23 protein-coding genes and 1 pseudogene are annotated in these 19,718 nt (G+C 39.9%); 8 read left to right on the top strand and 16 right to left on the bottom strand.

The window, feature by feature from the left end:
- Window positions 1-4: 4 nt before the first annotated feature.
- The 8 genes from V6260_RS07945 to V6260_RS07910 all read right to left on the bottom strand — a co-directional run bounded on the left by V6260_RS07945 (window position 5) and on the right by V6260_RS07910 (window position 5,127).
- Window positions 5-643 (bottom strand): protein-L-isoaspartate(D-aspartate) O-methyltransferase, encoded by a 639-nt coding sequence (locus V6260_RS07945; RefSeq protein WP_341593567.1) that lies wholly within the window; start codon window positions 641-643, stop codon window positions 5-7.
- Window positions 633-1,397 (bottom strand): 5'/3'-nucleotidase SurE, encoded by a 765-nt coding sequence (gene surE / locus V6260_RS07940; RefSeq protein ID WP_341593566.1) that lies wholly within the window; start codon window positions 1,395-1,397, stop codon window positions 633-635. Before surE ends, V6260_RS07945 begins: the two co-directional genes overlap by 11 nt.
- Window positions 1,378-2,430 carry a tRNA pseudouridine(13) synthase TruD gene (gene truD / locus V6260_RS07935; RefSeq protein WP_341593565.1) on the bottom strand — a complete coding sequence of 351 codons (1,053 nt, stop codon included), beginning with the start codon at window positions 2,428-2,430 and terminating at the stop codon, window positions 1,378-1,380. The genes surE and truD overlap by 20 nt, the downstream gene beginning before the upstream one ends.
- Window positions 2,427-2,924: a 2-C-methyl-D-erythritol 2,4-cyclodiphosphate synthase gene (gene ispF, locus V6260_RS07930; RefSeq protein ID WP_341593564.1), complete on the bottom strand. Its 498-nt coding sequence runs from the start codon at window positions 2,922-2,924 to the stop codon at window positions 2,427-2,429. The genes truD and ispF overlap by 4 nt, the downstream gene beginning before the upstream one ends.
- Window positions 2,921-3,622: a 2-C-methyl-D-erythritol 4-phosphate cytidylyltransferase gene (gene ispD, locus V6260_RS07925; RefSeq protein ID WP_341593563.1), complete on the bottom strand. Its 702-nt coding sequence runs from the start codon at window positions 3,620-3,622 to the stop codon at window positions 2,921-2,923. Before ispD ends, ispF begins: the two co-directional genes overlap by 4 nt.
- Window positions 3,612-3,899: a cell division protein FtsB gene (gene ftsB, locus V6260_RS07920; RefSeq protein WP_341593562.1), complete on the bottom strand. Its 288-nt coding sequence runs from the start codon at window positions 3,897-3,899 to the stop codon at window positions 3,612-3,614. Before ftsB ends, ispD begins: the two co-directional genes overlap by 11 nt.
- A 37-nt stretch (window positions 3,900-3,936) precedes the next feature.
- A complete protein-coding gene (locus V6260_RS07915) occupies window positions 3,937-4,572 on the bottom strand; it encodes a hypothetical protein (protein ID WP_341593561.1) in 636 nt (211 codons plus the stop codon).
- A 75-nt stretch (window positions 4,573-4,647) separates the two neighbouring features.
- Window positions 4,648-5,127: a DUF2947 domain-containing protein gene (locus V6260_RS07910; RefSeq protein WP_341593560.1), complete on the bottom strand. Its 480-nt coding sequence runs from the start codon at window positions 5,125-5,127 to the stop codon at window positions 4,648-4,650.
- Between the two features lie 60 nt (window positions 5,128-5,187).
- Between V6260_RS07910 and V6260_RS07905 the strand changes: the two genes are divergently transcribed.
- Genes V6260_RS07905 through V6260_RS07895 form a run of 3 tightly spaced genes read left to right on the top strand, consistent with a single transcriptional unit; the run spans window position 5,188 to window position 7,517 of the window.
- A complete protein-coding gene (locus V6260_RS07905) occupies window positions 5,188-5,427 on the top strand; it encodes a DUF1653 domain-containing protein (protein WP_341593559.1) in 240 nt (79 codons plus the stop codon).
- Between the two features lie 52 nt (window positions 5,428-5,479).
- On the top strand, window positions 5,480-6,328 hold the full coding sequence (locus V6260_RS07900; protein ID WP_341593558.1) for a MoxR family ATPase: 849 nt from the start codon (window positions 5,480-5,482) through the stop codon (window positions 6,326-6,328).
- A 1-nt stretch (window position 6,329) separates the two neighbouring features.
- Window positions 6,330-7,517 carry a vWA domain-containing protein gene (locus V6260_RS07895; protein ID WP_341593557.1) on the top strand — a complete coding sequence of 396 codons (1,188 nt, stop codon included), beginning with the start codon at window positions 6,330-6,332 and terminating at the stop codon, window positions 7,515-7,517.
- Between the two features lie 62 nt (window positions 7,518-7,579).
- Here the strand turns inward: V6260_RS07895 and V6260_RS07890 are convergent, their stop codons facing one another.
- The 8 genes and pseudogenes from V6260_RS07890 to tkt all read right to left on the bottom strand — a co-directional run bounded on the left by V6260_RS07890 (window position 7,580) and on the right by tkt (window position 14,927).
- Window positions 7,580-9,130: a hypothetical protein gene (locus tag V6260_RS07890; protein WP_341593556.1), complete on the bottom strand. Its 1,551-nt coding sequence runs from the start codon at window positions 9,128-9,130 to the stop codon at window positions 7,580-7,582.
- A gap of 54 nt (window positions 9,131-9,184) precedes the next feature.
- Window positions 9,185-9,499, bottom strand: a pseudogene (locus V6260_RS07885) (helix-turn-helix domain-containing protein).
- Between the two features lie 59 nt (window positions 9,500-9,558).
- A complete protein-coding gene (locus V6260_RS07880; RefSeq protein WP_341593555.1) occupies window positions 9,559-9,975 on the bottom strand; it encodes a GNAT family N-acetyltransferase in 417 nt (138 codons plus the stop codon).
- An 18-nt stretch (window positions 9,976-9,993) separates the two neighbouring features.
- Window positions 9,994-10,449 (bottom strand): GNAT family N-acetyltransferase, encoded by a 456-nt coding sequence (locus V6260_RS07875; protein WP_341593554.1) that lies wholly within the window; start codon window positions 10,447-10,449, stop codon window positions 9,994-9,996.
- Between the two features lie 63 nt (window positions 10,450-10,512).
- Window positions 10,513-11,688 (bottom strand): divalent metal cation transporter, encoded by a 1,176-nt coding sequence (locus tag V6260_RS07870; protein ID WP_341593672.1) that lies wholly within the window; start codon window positions 11,686-11,688, stop codon window positions 10,513-10,515.
- Window positions 11,689-11,890: 202 nt separating this feature from the next.
- Window positions 11,891-12,247 carry a ribosome hibernation-promoting factor, HPF/YfiA family gene (gene hpf, locus V6260_RS07865; RefSeq protein WP_007376058.1) on the bottom strand — a complete coding sequence of 119 codons (357 nt, stop codon included), beginning with the start codon at window positions 12,245-12,247 and terminating at the stop codon, window positions 11,891-11,893.
- Window positions 12,248-12,435: 188 nt separating this feature from the next.
- The gene (locus V6260_RS07860) at window positions 12,436-12,750 is read right to left on the bottom strand and encodes a pyrimidine/purine nucleoside phosphorylase (protein ID WP_002958974.1); all 315 of its coding nucleotides are present in this window, start codon (window positions 12,748-12,750) and stop codon (window positions 12,436-12,438) included.
- Between the two features lie 185 nt (window positions 12,751-12,935).
- Entirely contained in the window at window positions 12,936-14,927 is a 1,992-nt protein-coding gene (gene tkt, locus V6260_RS07855; RefSeq protein ID WP_341593553.1) for a transketolase, read from the bottom strand.
- A 304-nt stretch (window positions 14,928-15,231) separates the two neighbouring features.
- Between tkt and metK the strand changes: the two genes are divergently transcribed.
- The 5 genes from metK (at window position 15,232) to serA (ending at window position 19,664) form a co-directional block, all read left to right on the top strand.
- Window positions 15,232-16,383, top strand: coding sequence for a methionine adenosyltransferase (gene metK / locus V6260_RS07850; RefSeq protein ID WP_182755259.1), 1,152 nt, complete (start codon window positions 15,232-15,234; stop codon window positions 16,381-16,383).
- 174 nt (window positions 16,384-16,557) lie between these two features.
- Window positions 16,558-17,103 carry a hypothetical protein gene (locus V6260_RS07845; RefSeq protein WP_341593552.1) on the top strand — a complete coding sequence of 182 codons (546 nt, stop codon included), beginning with the start codon at window positions 16,558-16,560 and terminating at the stop codon, window positions 17,101-17,103.
- Between the two features lie 18 nt (window positions 17,104-17,121).
- Window positions 17,122-17,718, top strand: a complete 597-nt coding sequence (locus tag V6260_RS07840; protein ID WP_341593551.1) for a 5-formyltetrahydrofolate cyclo-ligase — start codon at window positions 17,122-17,124, stop codon at window positions 17,716-17,718.
- 53 nt (window positions 17,719-17,771) lie between these two features.
- Entirely contained in the window at window positions 17,772-18,425 is a 654-nt protein-coding gene (rpiA, locus tag V6260_RS07835; RefSeq protein ID WP_341593550.1) for a ribose-5-phosphate isomerase RpiA, read from the top strand.
- 9 nt (window positions 18,426-18,434) lie between these two features.
- Entirely contained in the window at window positions 18,435-19,664 is a 1,230-nt protein-coding gene (gene serA / locus V6260_RS07830; RefSeq protein WP_341593549.1) for a phosphoglycerate dehydrogenase, read from the top strand.
- The last annotated feature ends 54 nt before the right edge of the window (window positions 19,665-19,718 follow it).

The following is a 19,718-nucleotide window of genomic DNA, read 5'->3' as shown; positions in this document are numbered from 1 at the left end:
ATTCCTATTCAATATCGCCAGGTACTAACGGCACAAATCTAACGGGAGCAATAACATGCTCTTTATAATTATCGCCTTTGCGGATAACCATTATTAATTTTTGATCACTTTCACCAATTGGAGCTAATAACACGCCACCGTCGGCCAACTGAGCAAGTAAATCTTGCGGAACTTTAGAGGCCGCAGCAGTCACTATAATACCATCAAACGGTGCTTGTGATTGCCAGCCTTGCCAACCATCGCCATGCTTCATGGTTACATTATACAAATCGAGTTGCTGCAAACGTCTTTTTGCCTGCCACTGAAGTGTTTTAATACGCTCTACCGAGTAAACCTTCGCAAACGTTTTGGCCAATATTGCAGTTTGATACCCAGAACCTGTTCCTATTTCAAGCACTTTTTTGCGCACACCAGCTAAACGAAGTAGCTCTGTCATGCGCGCTACTATATAAGGCTGAGAAATTGTTTGACCTTGCCCAATAGGTAGCGCAGTATTTTCATAGGCTTTGTGTTTTAGCACATCATCTATAAAAATATGACGCGGAATATCAGCTATAGCACTAAGTACTTGGGTATCTTCAACACCTTCACGCTTTAATAAGTCAGATAACGCTTTTGCACTGCGGGTATAATTAGCGAGCACGATTAATCTCCAAATCGGCTAACCACTCTCCTACTGCCTTTAAGCTATCTTTAGCTGTCATATCAACACTCAATGGCGTAACTGAGGCATAGCCATTATTGATTGCGTAAAAGTCGGTGCCTTCACCAGCATCGCTTTCGGTGCCAAGCGATCCGTACCAATAAATATCACGGCCCCATGGATCGGTTTGTTTAGTCATTGTTTCAGCTTTGTGACGAGCGCCTAAACGTGTTACTTGCACCCCTTTTAATTCACTTAGTGGAGTATCTGGCACATTAATGTTTATTATTTGATCTTTTGGAAGCGGATGCGAAGCCAAGCCTTTAATAATATTTACGGTAACAGCAGCGGCTGTTTCAAAATGCTCCCCCTTATGTGAGCAAAGCGATACCGCAATTGCAGGCAGACCTAAATGGCGACCTTCAGTTGCAGCGGCAACAGTACCGGAATAAAGCGTGTCATCACCCAAATTGGCACCATGGTTAATACCTGCAACAACTAGATCTGGCTTTTCATCAGCTAACTGATTTACACCTAAATGTACACAATCAGTAGGTGTGCCATTAACTGACATAAAACCATTTTCTAGTGTAGTCGCTCGTAGCGGGTTCATAAGTGTTAAAGAATTACTTGCGCCACTACAGTTGCGATCAGGTGCAACAAGGGTTACCTCTGCAATTTGTATAAGCGCCTGATATAAAACCGCAATGCCTTTGGCATTTACGCCATCATCGTTACTTAACAGTATCTTCATTTATGCCATTATCCTTTTCTTTGCGCTCTCGTGGACTTGCATCTGTATAATCCACCAGCTCACGTAATAATGCGGTTGCAAAACACCCTTTTGGCAAACCAAAGCTTAGTTTTAGTGTGGTTTCATCAAGTGTTTCAACAGTTAAGTTTTGTGGAATTAAGCGCAGCATTCGGCGCTCATTTTTAAGGCCGAGTTCACCCAAGCCATCGCACCATGCTTGATATGGTTCAAGCCATACTTTTTCTTGCTCGGTTAAGCCTTTTTCACTTTTACCCACCATAGGTGCTGACATCATAATATCGCCAGTGGCTAATCGTTCTATGTTTTCGTCATTAATTGCATCTTCAAAAAATGCATTACTGCCGCTGAGCATAAATACTTCACGGTGCATTGTTTTAGCTAAACCATGCTCTTTTACACGCAGGCTCACTAACTGATTAAATACATGCGACCGTGCTGCAGAAATAATAATACCGCGCAACTTTTTATCGCGAATACGCTCACCGGCAAACATTTTTTCAGCCATAACTAAGTTATGACCGCCATAACCAAATCGTTGTTCGCCAAAGTAATTAGGCACACCTGCGCGTACTGCGTTAATGCGGCATAAAATATCAAGGGGCTTGGTTACATTACGCAGCGTAATAGTAAATTTATTACCTTTGTGGCAACCCGTACGTAATTTACGGTCGTGGCGCTGTTGCGACACAATAAAAATACTCTCACTATTTAAGTCACTAAAATCGATAGGCTTTTTAATCGGTACTTTTACGCTAAACCACTGTGAGCACACTCCGTGGCGATCTTTCATGCCGGCGTAACTTACGTCTCGCGGTGAAACACCTGCACGTTGTGCAATTAGCTTTGCAACGTATTGCGTATTTTCGCCTTTTTTAACCACCTGCAAACACACGTGCTCGCCACTGCCGGTAAATTCTATACCCAAGTCTTCATCAACCATAAAGTCTTCAGCAGTGGTTTTAAAATCAGCTTTAGAAAGCGGCGCACCGTATAAATAATTTAAATCGCTCATGCGTTTTTTGTACTCGCAAGCTCTTTACTCATAATAACTACTGCATGGCTAGAAATGCCTTCTTTGCGCCCTTCAAAGCCTAGCTGTTCGGTAGTAGTGGCTTTAACGTTAATTTGGCTAAGGTCGCAATTTAAATCGCTGGCTAAATTAGCGCGCATAGCTTGAATATGTGGCAACATTTTTGGTGCCTGAGCAACAATAGTCACATCGCCATTACCAAGTATATAATCTTGCTCTTTAGCTAAGCCCACCACGTGGCGAAGTAAAATACGGCTATCGATATTTTCATACTCGCTTGCCGTATCTGGAAAGTGCTTACCAATATCACCCATTGCCAACGCGCCTAAAATAGCATCGCATAATGCATGAATAGCAACATCACCATCTGAGTGCGCTAAAAAGCCCTGTGGGTAATCTATTTTTTCACCACAAATAGTTAACGGGCCTTTGCCGCCAAATTTATGTACGTCAAAACCATGGCCAATTCGTATCATAATCCACTCTCGTTTTGTTGTTTATGTAATAAAAACCCAGCCAGGTCTAAATCCTCTGGCGTAGTTATTTTAATATTATCGCTACGACCTGCCACAAGCTTAACCGGTTTACCCGCCCACTCAATTGCACTGGCTTCATCGGTAATAGTAGCCCCGCTTGCTAATGCGTTTTGAAGCGCAGTTTTAAGCTCCTCATATTTAAAAAACTGCGGTGTAAGTGCTTGCCATAAATCGTCTCGTGGCACCGTTTGTAGGGCATGTGTGTGGCCACGTTTTATGGTGTCTTTTACTTTACTAGCTAAAATACCACCTTCATCAGCGTTTATACATTCGTCAATTAAGTGCTCTATATCAGTCATATTAACTAATGGACGAGCAGCATCATGCACCAATACCCATGTTGGTGGGTTAGGCGCTAAAAAAAGCAAGCTATTGAGCACTGAGTCGGCGCGCTCTTTTCCGCCGCTGGCTCGCACAATGCGATTATCAAGCAGAGGGAGTTCGTCAAAATAGGGGTCGCTGTCGCTAAGGGCAACAACAATAAAGCTTAATTGGGGTAATAGAGAAAGTTTGGCTAAGGTGTGTTCTAAAATGGTTTTACCGGCTAGTTTTATATATTGCTTAGGCGCATTGTGCTGCATTCTGCTGCCAACACCCGCAGCAGGTACAATTGCTGCAATAGTTTGTTTATTTGTCATATTGTTTGCCCGGTAAAACACGAATAAATGTTTCGTCCGGTTTAATCATTCCTAATTCGTTACGTGCACGCTCTTCAATGCCTTCTTGGCCAAGCTTTAAGTCTTCAATATCTGCTTTAAGTACTTTATTACGTTTAATAAGCTTTTCGTTAGTGTGTTGGTGTGACGCTACAGCACCTTTTAGCCGTGCGTAGTCTTGTAATCCATTATGGCCAAACCATAATCTGTACTGTACAAACAGTGCTAAGCATAGTAAACCAACTTGAAAAATACGCATTTAACACTCCTTATTTTAAATTCCAGATACCTTAACTTTAATACGCTAAGGGGCGCTTTAAATTGCGCCAATTAATACTACCCGCTAAAAGCATTTCGCGTAGAGATAAAACCCGTGGCATGCAACGCTTCGAAAATTGCCACTGATGCCCGCAACATGCTGCAGTTAAACTCACTTTACTTGGTTTTATTAACTGAGCATTTTGCTGCTCTAGCCCATTTCCTAAAAAATCAAACCAACCGAGCTCGTTACAATGCAGCTTATTTTCGCCTAACTGATCGATACTGTCTATTCTAAGACGCACCTGATCGTAGCCATACAATATAACGGGCACTATAAGCCCCACTTTGGCATACGTTTGATAAAAAAGTTCATTAGCTTGAACATTCACATCGGGTGGGGTCGGTTTTTGCTTTTCAAGCCACGTACCATTTTGTGCGTCAAGCGTAAAAGGCGTGTCACCATTGGCAACTAACGTTGCAGCTCGCTCAATATAATAAGGTAGGCTTTTTAACTGGCGGCGCAGTTTATCGGCATTAGGCTCTGCAACTAATCGTTGAACCTCACGCTGATAAAACGCATTGCACAATTGTGCATACAACACTTTTTGTGCATCAGTTTGCCAAATTTCAACTTGCTGTTGAGCACCAAGTGACTGATTTTTAGCGACCAAAAGCTGTACTCAAAAATATTCAGGTAAATGTTTTATAACACAGTATTGAATGTTTTTTAAGCGCAGCGCACTAATTTAAGCGCTTGGCTTTTCACCTAATTTTGCTTTACCTGATTCTAAAAATTGCACAACCGTATTACGCTTTTTACCAATCAGTAAACTGCCATCAGCTAAAAACATAAAGTTTTGCCAATTGCGTTTAAATACATCAAACGTCGTTTCGATAATATTATCGCGAGCCATACAAAAATAAACCGTGGTGTTAGCTTCCCAATCTAAAAACGTTAAGATTGTTTCTGGTGGTTGCGCATCACCATTTTCCCACGCATCTTGCCAATCGACTTCTTGGCTAAAGCTTTTTTCTTGTCCGCACCAATCGGTGTCTTCAAAAAAATCAGGGTGATCAAACTCACGGCTCACCATGGTTGTCCAAAGTACTGCTGCGCGCTCGTCGCTCATAGGCTTTATTTTTGCTGCGTCTTCATCAGATACAGGTAAATCTTTGTGGCGAAAAACCCACGCCTTTTTGTAATCATCTAAAGAAATATAGTTCATAGTATTGGCAAATTAGTTAACATTAAAAGTGCAAAGCCAAATTATACAAGAGATCAAAACATGACTACAGCAATAAAACCACTTTCCCTCAAACCAGGTATGTACCAACACTACAAAGGGCCGCAATACAAAGTTATTCACGTTGCCACCCATAGCGAAACCGAGGAACAACTTGTTATTTACCAAGCACTCTATGGTGAATTTGGAATCTGGGCACGTCCACTTAGTATGTTTTTAGAAACCGTTGAAAAAGGAGGCGAAACCATACCTCGTTTTGCTTACCTTGGACCTGTAGATTAACTATGGCATTATAACTAAATAACTTACTGCTCAGACCAGACAAGGGTGCACCGTGCAATTTAACTCTACCGACAATTACATCGCAAGCAGCTCGCTAAAACAGGCTGTAAATGCCGCCATTATGCTCGAAAAACCATTATTAATTAAAGGTGAACCCGGCACGGGTAAAACCATGCTAGCTGAAGAACTTGCAAAAAGTTTAGATACCGAGCTTATTCAATGGCACATCAAATCGACCACCAAAGCGCAGCAAGGTTTGTACGAATACGATGCCGTATCGCGCCTACGCGACAGCCAATTAGGTGACGAACGCGTACATAATATTGGCAATTACATTGTTAAAGGTAAATTGTGGCAAGCGTTTAACTATGCCGAGCTTAATGGTAAACGTCCTGTACTTTTAATTGATGAAATAGACAAAGCCGACATCGAATTCCCAAACGATTTACTGCTTGAGCTTGATAAAATGGAGTTTCATGTTTACGAAACTAACGAGCGCATTATCGCAAAAGAGCGCCCTATTGTGATCATCACTTCAAACAATGAAAAAGAATTGCCAGATGCATTTTTACGCCGCTGCTTTTTTCATTATATTGATTTTCCAAGCAGTGATGAAATGCAGCAAATTATTGATGTGCACTACCCGCATGTTAAACAAGATTTAGTTCGCCAAGCGCTAGAAGTATTTTTTAACTTACGTGAAGCCAACGGCCTCAAAAAGAAGCCCTCCACCAGCGAATTGCTCGATTGGTTAAAGCTTTTAATGGCAGAAGATATAGACGCAAAAACGCTGCACGACAAAGCGCAAAAAGGCGGATTAATGCCAATGTTTGGCGCCTTACTTAAAAACGAGCAAGACATAAGCCTAATCGAAAAACTCGCGTTTATGAGTCGTCGCTAACATGCTAGTACAGTTTTTTTTCAAACTGCGTGAATACCGTTTACCGGTAAGCCTTCGCGAACTGCTCGATTTAATTAACGCCTTAAAAAAAGGCGTTATATTTGCCGACGTAGACGCCTTTTACCATTTAGCACGCACCATAATGGTAAAAGACGAAACCCATTTTGATCGATTCGACAAAGCCTTTAGCGACTATTTTAGTGGTATTGCCGACCTTGATTTACTCGAGAGCTTAAAGCAACAACACAACTTACCTGAAGACTGGCTACGTAAAGAATTCGAAAAAAACCTAAGCGATGAAGAAAAAGCCCAACTTAAAGCCATGGGCGGACTCGACGAGCTTATGAAAACCCTAAAAGAGCGTTTAGAAGAGCAGCAAAAACGCCACGCTGGCGGCAATAAATGGGTAGGTACTGGCGGCACATCACCTTTTGGTGCATACGGCTATAACCCAGAAGGTGTGCGTATAGGGCAAGACGGTAACCGTAACCGCCAAGCAGTAAAAGTCTGGGATAAGCGCGAATACCGTAACCTCGACACCGACAGAGAAATTAGTTCGCGCACAGTTAAACTCGCCCTTAAAAAGTTACGAAAATTTGCCCGCACTGGCGCAAGCGACACGCTTGATTTAAACGAGACCATTCGCGCTACCGCAAAGCAAGGTGGCATGCTGGATGTAAAAATGGCACCTGAACGCCACAATGCCGTAAAAGTATTGATGCTGTTTGATATTGGCGGCTCAATGGATGACTACATTCATACCTGTGAAGAGTTATTTAGCGCCGCCCACAGTGAGTTTAAACATTTAGAGTTTTACTACTTTCATAACTGTTTATACGAGCATGTTTGGCAAGACAACGCGCGCCGCCATTCAAACGTAATAGACACCATGACGCTCATAAACAAATTTACCAGCGACTATAAAGTAATTTTTGTCGGTGATGCCACTATGGGCCCTTACGAAATAGCTTATGCGGGCGGCTCGGTAGAACACTACAATGAAGAGCCCGGCAGTGCCTGGTTACAACGTGTCACAAACCACTTTGATAAAGTCGCCTGGCTCAACCCACAACCGGTTGAACACTGGCCATACTATCAATCAATTGGCTTTATAAAAGAGTTAATGAACAAACGCATGTATGCGCTGAGCTTAGATGGAATAAGTAAAGCGATAAAAGAGCTGAGTTAAAATAAATTAGCAACTACTTCTAAATCTATAGTGCTTAGAAGTAGTTGAGCTATATGATTTTGTTATACACATTCGTTTTCTGAGTAATAATTCACCAGATTATTAGATAGTATATCCCATTTAAAACCTTTCCCACTATTTACGGTAAGTGGTTTTAAAATACTAAAGTCTAATAAACATGATTTAGAGCCATTTCCATAAACTCCATAAATCGAGCTTTCTAGTATTTGAACATTTTGTTCGGATTTAACAAATACCCTTGCTAAAAGTTCAAATGAAAATGTTTTTATTACTTCTGAATTAGAATTTTTGAAAATTTTATAAAACGAATGCCCCATAGATTCCAGTATATTATCGTAGCTTTGAGTGCTTTTGCTTTCAAAAATATGTTCAAATACTTTAATTTGGCTATTTAATATCTCAAATATGAAATAGCCAGCTCTGCTTTCGAATTCACAATTTTTTTGAACCTTCGCTGCATTTTCGTTAGAGAGTTCAATCAATTGCTCTACAATTTTTGTTAGTACCCAGCTAGGATGTCGAGAAGAAAATGATTGTTCTTTTTTGCTTACTTCAACTGAAGAATGGAATACGCAGTCTATATAAAAATTTAATCGTGTTTGCTTTATAAATGAGTCATTTGGTATGTACTCATGTGCCTCAACAAGTTGATTTTTGTTATTTAAAATATACGTTTTTACTATACTTTCTAGCCTATCAAAAAACTTAGATTTATCAATAAAACCAGCATTTCCAATAGACTCATCTAATAAAGGAGAAAATCCAAGAATATTTTCATAAAAATAGTAATCTTCAAAGAAAGTCTCTAACTCATGTTTAAAGTGTGAAGAACTTATTAATATTTCAATATCCTCTTCTGAAAAGTCATTTCCAGTAAGTGAAATGAGTTCGAATGCAACTCTAGGATTATTTTTCAGGATATGAGCTTTAACTCTAGAGGTGAAAAATTCTTTTTTCAGTACTTCAATTAATTTTTCTTGCCTGCTGCTTAACCTACTAAGTTGCTCAAATTTAGTTAAGGGAACTATAAGAAAGTGGTACTTGAAAAAGTTTTTGGCACTCAATGACTCTTGTTTAGGCTGCTCATTGGTGAGGGCAATCAATGGTTCGTTAAAGTAGTTTGATATATCTTGATTTAATAACTTTACCCTTAGTGATTTAAATAAAGTTTCCTTTATCAAATAACGCTTCAAAGTACAAAGATTTCTATTTAATAAGGAGTCAATGAGGCTCATTTTTTGTTCGTATTTAATATCATTTGAAATTGCATCAATAAGGTGAGGTATCTTATTTTCTCTGATTGATTTAGCTAAAATCAATTTAAAGATATACCCCAGAAAAAGAATCGAAATAAGCAGTAAAGCACTTTCTTGATCAAAGCCTTTTATCCATTTTAAAGGTATTATTATTCCCCAAGCAGAAAAAACATCATAAAGCAGGAAATAAGTAGAAAACGAACAAAATAATAGAAAAATGGAACACGTAACTTTTGATTTAAGATTAAGTGATAATTCTAATTTTTTATCTTCAGGTAATAAGGTGATTATTGCAGCTAGCACCGCGAATAAAGTTAAAAAGCCAGAAACATCCATTTATTGCCTACCCTCTTGTTCAAATCTATTTCATATTTCAAAGTGTGCGAAGCTCTATAACTCAGCTATATGGTTCAATGTCTCAGGATGACGCTGTACAAGCTTTAGCAAAGTTATCGCTTGCCCATTCGGTGCGCTGCGTCCTTGTTCCCAGTTTTCGAGCGTTCTTGCTGATGTATGTAGAATGTTTGCAAATACCCCACGCGACATATTAAATGTTTCTCGAATATTTACTATTTCATCCTATGAGATAGCAAGGTCTTTGATATCATTTACCTTATGGGAACGTAACGTAAGCTTTTCTAGTGAATGCGCTTTAGCATCTACAAGTGCTGTAATTAATTCTGAAAATAAATCACGTTTGCTCATTACGCTATACCTCTAAAAGCTATCTTAATAGTCTTGATATCATGCAGCAATATTTATTATTACTTGCTAATAAACTTACACATTCCTAATCCTAAACCATCTCCATCACGCTTTACATAACCATATTGTGTATAAAAGCTTTCTTTACCGTGAGCACTTAATAAAGCTATTGTAGCGCCATTAGAACAGGTGTTGCTTAGGTAGTTTTTAATGTGAGTCATAACTAAATGACCAATACCTTTGCTTTGATAACTTGGCGCAATAATTACATCTTGAATATAAAAATACATTGCGCCATCACCAACAATTCTGCCAGTGCCTATCAACTTATCAGTGTCGTACACTGTAACCCAAAAAAGTGAGTTTTCGATGCTTGCTTTTAATCTTTTATCGTCAGGATTTCGCCACTTTACTTGTGTACGTAAATTGGCAAACTCATTCAGTACTGGGGCTTTAAGTTCAACGTTATAAGCCATAATATCTCTTACTCACTTTTAAAACCCTTTACTCATAAACAAGCTATACGGGTCTAGCTCATAATCACCAAACGGTTCGCACTCTCTAAAACCAAATTGAGTATAAAGTTTTTGTGCGGGCAAAAATGCCTTTGCCGTGCCGGTCTCTAAACTTAGTGTTTTATAACCTCGCAAAGTTGCTTGCTCAATAATATGGGTGAGTAACTTAGCGGCTATGCCTTGGCGTAAATAGCTGCTTGATGTGCGCATTGATTTAATTTCGCCTTCGGTCGTATTTAGTGCTTTTAAAGCACCAACACCCGCTAAATTATTTCCAATCCATAAGCTATAAAAGGTTATATCGGGCTGAGTGAGTTTGCTCACATCAAGTGCATGTACGCTCTCAACGGGTGAATGTTTTAGCATATCGTTATGATGCGCTTGTAGTAACTTTATAACCTGTGGGTTTGAAAGCTCGCCTGTTCTAATTTCCATTTATATTTCTCGCAATTTAAGGTTACATTAAGCCCATAACATTATTTATCTAATTAACTCAATTTACACAGCTAGCTTCCACACTATAAACGCTACGGCAAAGCCGATTAAATAGACTAAACCTAACCAGCTTAAAATACGCAGTAATACACTGTGTTTAATATCGAGGTCTGAGCGTATTAGGCTAAAGTTAAGCCATGCAAATACAGGCGTTGTGACAAATGAAAGCGTCATCGCAAAGGTAAGCATTGGGCCAAGGGCTGATTTAAAAAATAATATAACTGCCATACCGGCAAGTGCTTGTAGTATTAACCAAATATTTAGGCTGTGTTTTGATTGCTTAAAGCCAAGTAACTTATGAGATTCGTTAAGCGTACGGGCGTAGCCATCAAGTACAGTAAGTGTGGTGCCAAACATACATAAAAACGCAATTGCAGATACCAGCGGTCTTGCCCATTCGCCTATTGTTAATGCGTACATATCAATAAGCTGCTTAGCAAAGGCGACTCCACCGAGTTCTATACTGCTGGTTTGCCCGTATTGCACTAATACACCTAAGCTAAAAAACACTAAGGCTAAGCCTGCTGTAAGCCAATAGCCTACGTTAAAGTCAAACAAGCCTTGGCTTTTAGTAATTGTTTGATGCTCTTGTTTTTCTTTTAGCCATAAAGAACTTAATGCGGATATTTCGATAGGCGCTGGCATCCAACCCATTAAAGCCACCATAAAGCTAAGCATTGCAAGCTCGTACGGTGAAGGGCCCACATAATCAGCAGGTGCCATTGGACCGTTATTAAACGCGATGACAAGAGCAATTAAAGTCGCGAGCGTAAGCAGCCCCATAATGCCTTTAGCCACGTTATCGAGCGCTTTGAAGTGCCCAAGTAATAATATAACTAAGCACACGCCCAATAGCATCCAACAAAGTAAGGTTACTTCAATGACAATAGGTAGAGCGTAATGCAGTAAGCTTGCGGTTAGTAATAATACGCCGGCGGTATTTACAATAGCAGCAATAATGTTTAAACCAATAAAGCTGTAAAAATAAAATGGACCTTTGCTTTTGTAACCCTCCACCAAGCTATTTTTAGTGGCCAGTGTGTATTCCATACCAAAACGAAAAAATGGATACTTTAAAACATTAACAACAAGTATTAGCCAAAATAATTGCCAGCCAAATATTGCTCCTGCTTGTGTAGAGGCAACTAGGTGAGAGCCGCCAATAGCGGCTGTTGCCATGAGGATTCCAGGTCCAAGCGCACCTAGTCGAGACTTCCATACTGCTTTTATTGTGTGCATTAATTTCTCAAAATATGTGTGTTGTACGCTACTTTTATTAATTCTTTTGATTAATAAACTGCAAGAACGCATAACTTACCTAAATTACAGGCAATAAAAAAGAGCCATACGGCTCTTTTTTATAATACTTTGGAACTAAATTTTATTTAAGATCCATCTCTTGGATGATCTCGTGTGCGATTTCAGGTGTCGTGCTAACAGGCTTTTCGTGTAGGTTTGCTTTTATCTGCCCTTTTCGATGTTTTAGTGCCGCATCGAGTTTTTTAGCTGCACTTGCAATGGCTGGGTACATAACTTCGTTTTCCCCTTTTACCGATATGCGCGTGCCTTCGTAATTAGTGCTAATTTCAGCTTGGATTTTATGATGCTCTTTAGACAAAATAATATCGAGTGCAATAAGCGATGGAAAGTGGCTCTCGATTTTTGAAAATTTTTCGTTGATGTGCTCTCTAATAGAGTCAGTAACTTCAACATGGTGACCAGAAAGATTAATTTTCATAGGGTATCCTTTTATTTGTTACCTCATAAATAGTATTGGGGGCTATTTAGATTAACACAAGGAAAAAAGAGAGATATTTGAGGTTTATTTGCGGCTTTTGGTGATTTAAATCATGTGTTGCGCAAAGTTTATGCAAAGCCCATAGTGCATGGGCTTTCAGACGTCTACTTAACTTAAGCTCTGATTGATTAATCTGTGTACGAACAACAGTAGTCAGCAAAATCAGATACTTTTACTTTAAAGCTTACGTTCGCATCTACGTTAAACGATTCACCTGCGTTAAATGTCTTCCACTCGCTCGCACCTGGTAATAAAATATCCCATTGGCCAGCTAAAAGCTCCATACACTCTTTTTGGTTTGTATCAAAAACAAACTCACCTGGTTGCATAAAGCCTAACGTTTTCGCCTCGCCATCACCTAAAATAACGGTACGGCTAGACACTTTTCCGTCAAAATATACATTGGCTTTTTTTACTACACTCACGTTATCGAACTTTGGCATTTTTAGCTCCTGCTATTAATTTAAGATTTTTATTTATAAATTTTATCGCACTACATTGCCTGATAGCTTACTTTCTTGCAAGGAAAGCTGCATTGTTCAAGGTGAAGTTGTTTCATGTAAGGGCATAAAAAAACCCGCAACATGTACAGGTTTTTCAATTACTTACTTTATTTAATCAAAAGCGATTAAAAAAGCTCGTTTGCTTTGCTTACAATGTTTGCCACTGTAAAGCCAAAGTGCTCAAACAGCTCACCAGCAGGCGCCGACTCACCAAAGGTAGTCATGCCTACTACTGCGCCGTTTAGGCCTACGTATTTGTACCAGTAATCAGCAATACCCGCTTCTACTGCTACGCGGCGTGTAACAGATGCCGGTAATACACTTTCTTTGTACTCTGCGCTTTGATCTTCAAAGGCATCAGTACATGGCATAGATACAACACGTACCTTTTTGCCTTGGCTGCGTAGTTCGCTTGCTGAATCTTGTGCTAGTTGCACTTCAGAACCCGTTGCAATAAAGATAATCTCTGGGTTGCCGTCACAGCTAAGGATGTAACCACCCTTTTTAACATCGCTTAATTGCTGTGCGTCACGCGCTTGTTGCTCAAGACCTTGGCGAGTAAAGATTAACGATGTAGGACCGTCTTTACGCTCAATAGCTTGTTGCCATGCAATTGCCGACTCAACTTGGTCACATGGGCGCCAGTTGTATAAGTTAGGCGTTAAACGCATGCTTGCAATTTGCTCTACTGGTTGGTGAGTTGGACCATCTTCACCTAGGCCAATTGAATCGTGCGTGTATACAAAAATGCTTGGTTGCTTCATTAATGCAGCCATACGTACAGCATTTTTTGCATATTCAACAAACATTAAGAACGTTGCACCATAAGGAATAAAACCTTTATGAAGCGCAATACCATTCATAATTGCCGACATACCAAACTCACGCACACCGTAATAAATGTAGTTACCGCTTGCATCATCGTGTGTTAAACCTTTAGAGCCATCCCAAATTGTTAAGTTTGAGCCAGCTAAATCGGCTGAGCCACCCATAAATTCTGGTAATAACGGACCAAACGCATTTAACGCATTTTGCGACGCTTTACGAGACGCTGGGTTTGCTGGGTTTGCTTGTAGTTGCTCAATGTACGCTTGAGATTTTTCAGCCCAATCGCCAGGTAGTTCATTATTAATACGACGCTTGTATTCTGCTGCAAGCTCTGGGTATGCTTTTGCGTATGCTGCAAATTTTTCGTCCCAGCTTGATTCAAGCTGTTGACCTTTTTCTTTGCTATCCCACTGTGCGTAAATATCAGCAGGAATTTCGAACGCATCGCCAGTCCAACCTAAAAATTCGCGAGACGCTTTAATTTCGTCATCACCTAGTGGTGCACCGTGACAATCGTGGCTACCAGATTTGTTAGGTGAGCCGTAACCAATAATTGTTTTACAACAAATTAGTGATGGTTTATCGGTAACGCTTTTAGCTTCTGCAATTGCAGCACTTATAGCATCGCTGTCGTGGCCATCAACACCACTAATTACATGCCAACCGTATGCTTTAAAGCGAGCTGGTGTGTCATCTGTAAACCAACCTTCTACTTCACCATCGATTGAAATGCCGTTGTCATCCCAAAACGCAACAAGTTTACCTAGGCCTAATGTGCCTGCAAGTGAACCTGCTTCATGAGAAATACCTTCCATAAGGCAGCCATCGCCCATAAATGCATAAGTAAAGTGATCAACAATATCGTGACCTTCACGGTTAAACTGCGCAGCAAGTGCTTTTTCAGCAATCGCCATACCTACGGCATTTGTGATCCCTTGTCCTAATGGACCCGTAGTAGTTTCGATTCCTGGTGCATAGCCGTATTCAGGGTGACCTGGTGTTTTAGAATGCATTTGACGGAAGTTTTTAATTTCGTCCAATGGTAAGTCGTAACCACTTAGGTGCAATAGAGAATATATAAGCATTGAACCGTGGCCGTTTGAAAGAATAAATCTGTCACGGTCAGCCCACTCTGGATTAGTTGGATTATGTTTTAGATAATCGCGCCATAATACTTCTGCGATATCAGCCATGCCCATAGGGGCTCCAGGGTGACCAGATTTGGCCTTTTGTACTGCGTCCATTGACAAGACGCGAATAGCATTTGCAAGTTCTTTGCGAGATGGCATGAATTCTCCTACCTTTATGTGTATTTGCGCGGGTATTTATGTGTTTGTTTATACACCCAAGTAACTTGGGTTTGTTTATAGTGACCATTCTTACTTATTGTGGGTGCAGTGTGCAATTAAAAACCCTATAAAAGTGAGGCATTATGAATATTTTTTAAGACCAAAAAGTTATTAGTAATTTTATTTAGACGTCTAGGCGTAAAAACACTATGCAAGGTGTTTTGTTTTCGATAAAATACGCCCCTTAATTTTTTAGCGCTAATACCGACGTTTGTGAAGCGCAATATTTGTGAGCAGAAATACAATGGCAAAACATTTATTTACTTCTGAATCAGTTTCTGAAGGTCATCCGGATAAAATCGCCGATCAAATCTCTGATGCGGTACTTGATGCTATCCTAGAGCAAGACTCTCATGCCCGTGTTGCGTGCGAAACTTACGTAAAAACAGGTATGGTTATGGTTGGTGGTGAAATCACGACTAGCGCATGGGTTGATATCGAAGAAATTACACGTAAAACAGTACGTGAAATTGGCTACACGCATTCAGACATGGGTTTCGATGCAGACTCGTGTGCTATTTTAAACACCATCGGTAAACAGTCTCCTGACATTAACCAAGGTGTTGACCGTACTAGCCCAGAAGAACAAGGTGCTGGCGACCAAGGTCTTATGTTTGGTTACGCATGTAACGAAACAGAAGTGCTAATGCCTGCGCCAATTACTTACTCACACCGTTTAGTACAGCGCCAAGCTGAGGTTCGTAAAAGCGGCGAGCTTAACTGGTTACGTCCAGATGCAAAATCTCAAGTTACTTTTGCGTACGAAAATGGTAAGCCAGTAGGTATTGATGCAGTAGTACTATCTACTCAGCACAGCGAAGACATTTCGCAAAAAGATTTAGTAGAAGCGGTGATGGAAACTATCATCAAGCCAGTACTTCCTGCAGAACTTGTTACTAGTGCAACTAAATTTTTCATTAACCCAACAGGTCGCTTTGTAATTGGCGGACCAATGGGCGATTGTGGTTTAACTGGTCGTAAAATCATTGTAGATACCTACGGTGGTATGGCTCGCCACGGTGGTGGTGCTTTCTCTGGTAAAGATCCATCAAAAGTTGATCGCTCAGCTGCATATGCTGCACGTTACGTTGCTAAAAACGTAGTTGCGGCTGGCCTTGCTGATAAATGTGAACTACAAGTGTCTTACGCAATCGGTGTTGCAGAACCTACATCTATCAGCGTTGAAACGTTTGGTACAAGTAAGTTAGAAGAAAGCCGTTTAATCGAGCTTATTCGTGAACACTTTGACTTGCGCCCTTATGGCTTAATTCAAATGCTTGATTTAGAGCGCCCTATCTACCTTCCTACAGCGGCTTACGGCCACTTTGGTCGTGACGAATTCCCTTGGGAACGTACAGATAAAGCTGATGCACTTCGTGCAGCCGCTGGCCTTTAAGTTAAAAGTGTTGAAGTAAATTAAAAACGGCCCTTAATAGGGCCGTTTTTGTATCTAAAACTTATCAGTTACATTATTTGTAGTGCGTCTACAAAATAACTATAAAATCGACCTCGAATTCTTTTGTACTTTAGGTATATACTCATTTCATTATAAAGCTTTAGGGATAGTTAAATGGCCGACAATTTTCGCGTTATATTTGTAGAACTTGCACAAGATGTTGATAGCAAAACAGTATGCGTAAACTTAGCAACTAAGTTAAAAACGTCAGAAGAAAAAGTGGCTCTTTTTTTAAAAGGTAAACCACTTTTTGCGCCAAATAATAAAGACAAAGCACTAAAGCAAGCCAAGCTTCTTACAAGCTTTGGTATTAATTGTAGACTTCAAGCTGTTTCAAGTGCGACTCAAAATAGTTCAGTCTCTATTACAAACAGTCTACGTGATGAACGTATTTTTGATGCACTAGATTACATCACAAGTAGCTTAATTCGTCTTGAAGAGAAACTTGAAGATCTTGAACAACGCCTTCCTGAAGCTCAATTAAAAACACCAGACGAAAGTGTTGACGAGTGGCAGAGTGATGACTTAATGCTTGAGGAGGATTTAGTCCCGCCTAAAAAACGCAGCAACATACTTTTGTATTCATTGATAACCACTGCGGTAATTTTGCTAATTGTATTGGCTGTTTATTTAGTTTTCCCAAATTTATTTTCTTTTTAGGGATAGTTAATTAGCCTTATGAGTAATAAACGCGCACATATAAGAAAAATGATTCGCGAGACGCGCAATAACCTATCAAAAAATCAGCAACATTTAGCTGCTCAATCGTTAATTATGAATTTCATTCAACATTTAAAAAGCGAAAAAACAGCGAATTCAAAGCATATTGCTATTTATTTAAGTAATGATGGAGAACTAGATACCTCACTGTTAATTAAGGAATTATGGAACTTAAACCATACTGTTTACCTACCTATAATACACCCATTCAATGGCGCTAATTTACTGTTTCAGCGCTATGAGAAAAACTCACCCATGAGGGCAAATCGCTATGGTATCTTAGAGCCTAAGCTGAACTGCTCTCAAATATGCCCATTACCAGCGCTTGACTACCTCCTTATGCCATTAGTTGCATTTGATAAACAAGGTAATCGCCTAGGAATGGGAGGTGGGTTTTACGACCGGACATTGGCGCGTTTACATGAACAAAGTTGGCAAAAACCACAACTAATTGGTCTTGCACATGAGTGCCAAAAAGTTGATTCTCTACCAATCGAGTCGTGGGACGTACCACTTAAAACCATTATCACCCCAGATAAAACATACTGTTGGTAACATTTAATTTTGATTACTAACCGCATATTTCTGACATATATGAGCACAAAGCAATGACACAAGACGAATTAAAAAAAGCAGCTGCCTGGGCAGCACTCGAGTTTGTAAAAGAAAACACTATTATAGGTGTCGGTACAGGCTCTACTGTTAATCACTTTATAGATGCCCTTGGCTCAGTAAAGGACACTATTGTAGGCGCTGTATCAAGCTCAGAAGCGTCAACTGTACGCCTACAAGAGCTAGGTATTGATGTGTTTGAACTTAATAACATTGATGCTTTAGATGTATACGTTGACGGCGCTGACGAAATAAACGCTCAAAACGAAATGGTTAAAGGCGGCGGCGCAGCACTAACACGTGAAAAAATAGTAGCGGCAGTTGCAAAACAGTTTGTGTGTATTGTTGATGACACAAAGCTGGTAGATACATTGGGTGACTTCCCGCTTCCAGTAGAAGTTATTCCAATGGCGCGCAGCTACGTTGCACGAGAATTATTAAAACTTGGTGGTGACCCTGTTTATCGCCAAGGCGTAGTTACCGATAATGGTAACGTAATATTAGATGTATTTAACTTAAAAATTACCAATGCCAAACAACTTGAAACACAAATAAATTCAATTGTCGGCGTAGTTACCAACGGCCTATTTGCGATGCGAGGTGCTGATAAAGTGATTATCGGTACTAAAAATGGGCCACAAATTAAATAGGATGTAGTTATGAGTAAGGTATCGTTAGCAAAAGACAAAATTAAAATTCTCTTGCTTGAAGGTGTTCACCAAAGCGCTGTTGAAACGCTAAAACGTAACGGTTACAGCAATATCGACTACGTTAAAACATCCTTACCTGAGGACGAGCTTAAAGAGCGCATTAAAGATGTCCACTTTGTAGGACTTCGTTCTCGTACTCATATTAACCAAGCCGTATTAGACTCAGCTGAAAAGCTAGTTGCTATTGGTTGTTTTTGTATTGGTACAAACCAAGTTGATTTAGATGCTGCACGTGAGCGTGGTATTGCTGTATTTAACGCCCCATTTTCTAATACTCGTTCAGTTGCTGAGCTTGTACTTGGTGAAATCCTACTTTTATTACGTGGTATTCCAGAGCGTAATGCAGCGGCTCATCGTGGTGGCTGGTTAAAAACAGCAAATGGTTCGTTTGAAGCACGTGGTAAAACACTAGGTATTATTGGTTATGGCCACATTGGTACTCAGCTGGGTATTATGGCTGAAAATATTGGTATGAATGTAGAGTTTTACGATATCGAAGATAAACTATCGTTAGGTAACGCAACGCAAGTTCATAACTTAACCCAGCTGTTACAACGCTCTGATATTATTAGCTTGCATGTACCAGAAACACCGCAAACAAAAAACCTTATTGGTAGTGCAGAATTTGCTGTTATGAAGCAGGGATCTATTTTAATCAATGCTTCACGCGGAACTGTTGTTGATATTGATGCACTTGCTGAAGCACTAACAGAGAAAAAACTAAGTGGTGCTGCAATCGATGTGTTCCCTGTTGAGCCAAAATCTAATGAAGAAGAATTTGTATCGCCACTGCGTGAATTCGACAATGTTATTTTAACGCCGCACATTGGTGGATCTACACAAGAAGCGCAAGAAAACATTGGTATTGAAGTAGCAGGTAAATTGGCTAAATATTCAGATAATGGCTCAACTATCACTGCGGTTAACTTCCCTGAAGTATCGCTGCCTGAGCTTGCTAATCGTAGCCGTTTATTACATGTACACCACAACCGCCCAGGTGTTCTAACGCAAATTAACCAAGCGTTTGCACAGCACGGTATTAATATTGCTGCGCAATACCTACAAACAGACGCATCCATTGGTTATGTAGTTATTGATGTTGATACAGATCAATCTGAAGTAGCACTTAAAGAACTAAGCGCTGTTGAGGGGACAATTAGAGCACGTATTTTACATTAATTTATTGTTATTAAGTTTAGATATAAAAAGGTCCTAATGGACCTTTTTATATTT

The organism is Pseudoalteromonas aliena (assembly GCF_038155085.1).
Classification (GTDB): domain Bacteria; phylum Pseudomonadota; class Gammaproteobacteria; order Enterobacterales; family Alteromonadaceae; genus Pseudoalteromonas; species Pseudoalteromonas aliena_A.
The sequence above is the reverse complement of the archived record's forward strand: the minus strand, read 5'-3'. Positions and strand labels throughout refer to the sequence as shown.

Bases quoted from the DNA above. Each gene is read 5' to 3' on its own strand.
- surE (WP_341593566.1), bottom strand. From the start codon at position 1,397: ATGAAGATACTGTTAAGTAACGATGATGGCGTAAATGCCAAAGGCATT.
- truD (WP_341593565.1), bottom strand. From the start codon at position 2,430: ATGAGCGATTTAAATTATTTATACGGTGCGCCGCTTTCTAAAGCTGAT.
- ispF (WP_341593564.1), bottom strand. From the start codon at position 2,924: ATGATACGAATTGGCCATGGTTTTGACGTACATAAATTTGGCGGCAAA.
- ispD (WP_341593563.1), bottom strand. From the start codon at position 3,622: ATGACAAATAAACAAACTATTGCAGCAATTGTACCTGCTGCGGGTGTT.
- ftsB (WP_341593562.1), bottom strand. From the start codon at position 3,899: ATGCGTATTTTTCAAGTTGGTTTACTATGCTTAGCACTGTTTGTACAG.
- V6260_RS07910 (WP_341593560.1), bottom strand. From the start codon at position 5,127: ATGAACTATATTTCTTTAGATGATTACAAAAAGGCGTGGGTTTTTCGC.
- V6260_RS07905 (WP_341593559.1), top strand. From the start codon at position 5,188: ATGACTACAGCAATAAAACCACTTTCCCTCAAACCAGGTATGTACCAA.
- V6260_RS07895 (WP_341593557.1), top strand. From the start codon at position 6,330: ATGCTAGTACAGTTTTTTTTCAAACTGCGTGAATACCGTTTACCGGTA.
- V6260_RS07890 (WP_341593556.1), bottom strand. From the start codon at position 9,130: ATGGATGTTTCTGGCTTTTTAACTTTATTCGCGGTGCTAGCTGCAATA.
- V6260_RS07880 (WP_341593555.1), bottom strand. From the start codon at position 9,975: ATGGCTTATAACGTTGAACTTAAAGCCCCAGTACTGAATGAGTTTGCC.
- V6260_RS07875 (WP_341593554.1), bottom strand. From the start codon at position 10,449: ATGGAAATTAGAACAGGCGAGCTTTCAAACCCACAGGTTATAAAGTTA.
- V6260_RS07870 (WP_341593672.1), bottom strand. From the start codon at position 11,688: ATGGCAACAGCCGCTATTGGCGGCTCTCACCTAGTTGCCTCTACACAA.
- hpf (WP_007376058.1), bottom strand. From the start codon at position 12,247: ATGAAAATTAATCTTTCTGGTCACCATGTTGAAGTTACTGACTCTATT.
- V6260_RS07860 (WP_002958974.1), bottom strand. From the start codon at position 12,750: ATGCCAAAGTTCGATAACGTGAGTGTAGTAAAAAAAGCCAATGTATAT.
- tkt (WP_341593553.1), bottom strand. From the start codon at position 14,927: ATGCCATCTCGCAAAGAACTTGCAAATGCTATTCGCGTCTTGTCAATG.
- metK (WP_182755259.1), top strand. From the start codon at position 15,232: ATGGCAAAACATTTATTTACTTCTGAATCAGTTTCTGAAGGTCATCCG.
- V6260_RS07845 (WP_341593552.1), top strand. From the start codon at position 16,558: ATGGCCGACAATTTTCGCGTTATATTTGTAGAACTTGCACAAGATGTT.
- V6260_RS07840 (WP_341593551.1), top strand. From the start codon at position 17,122: ATGAGTAATAAACGCGCACATATAAGAAAAATGATTCGCGAGACGCGC.
- rpiA (WP_341593550.1), top strand. From the start codon at position 17,772: ATGACACAAGACGAATTAAAAAAAGCAGCTGCCTGGGCAGCACTCGAG.
- serA (WP_341593549.1), top strand. From the start codon at position 18,435: ATGAGTAAGGTATCGTTAGCAAAAGACAAAATTAAAATTCTCTTGCTT.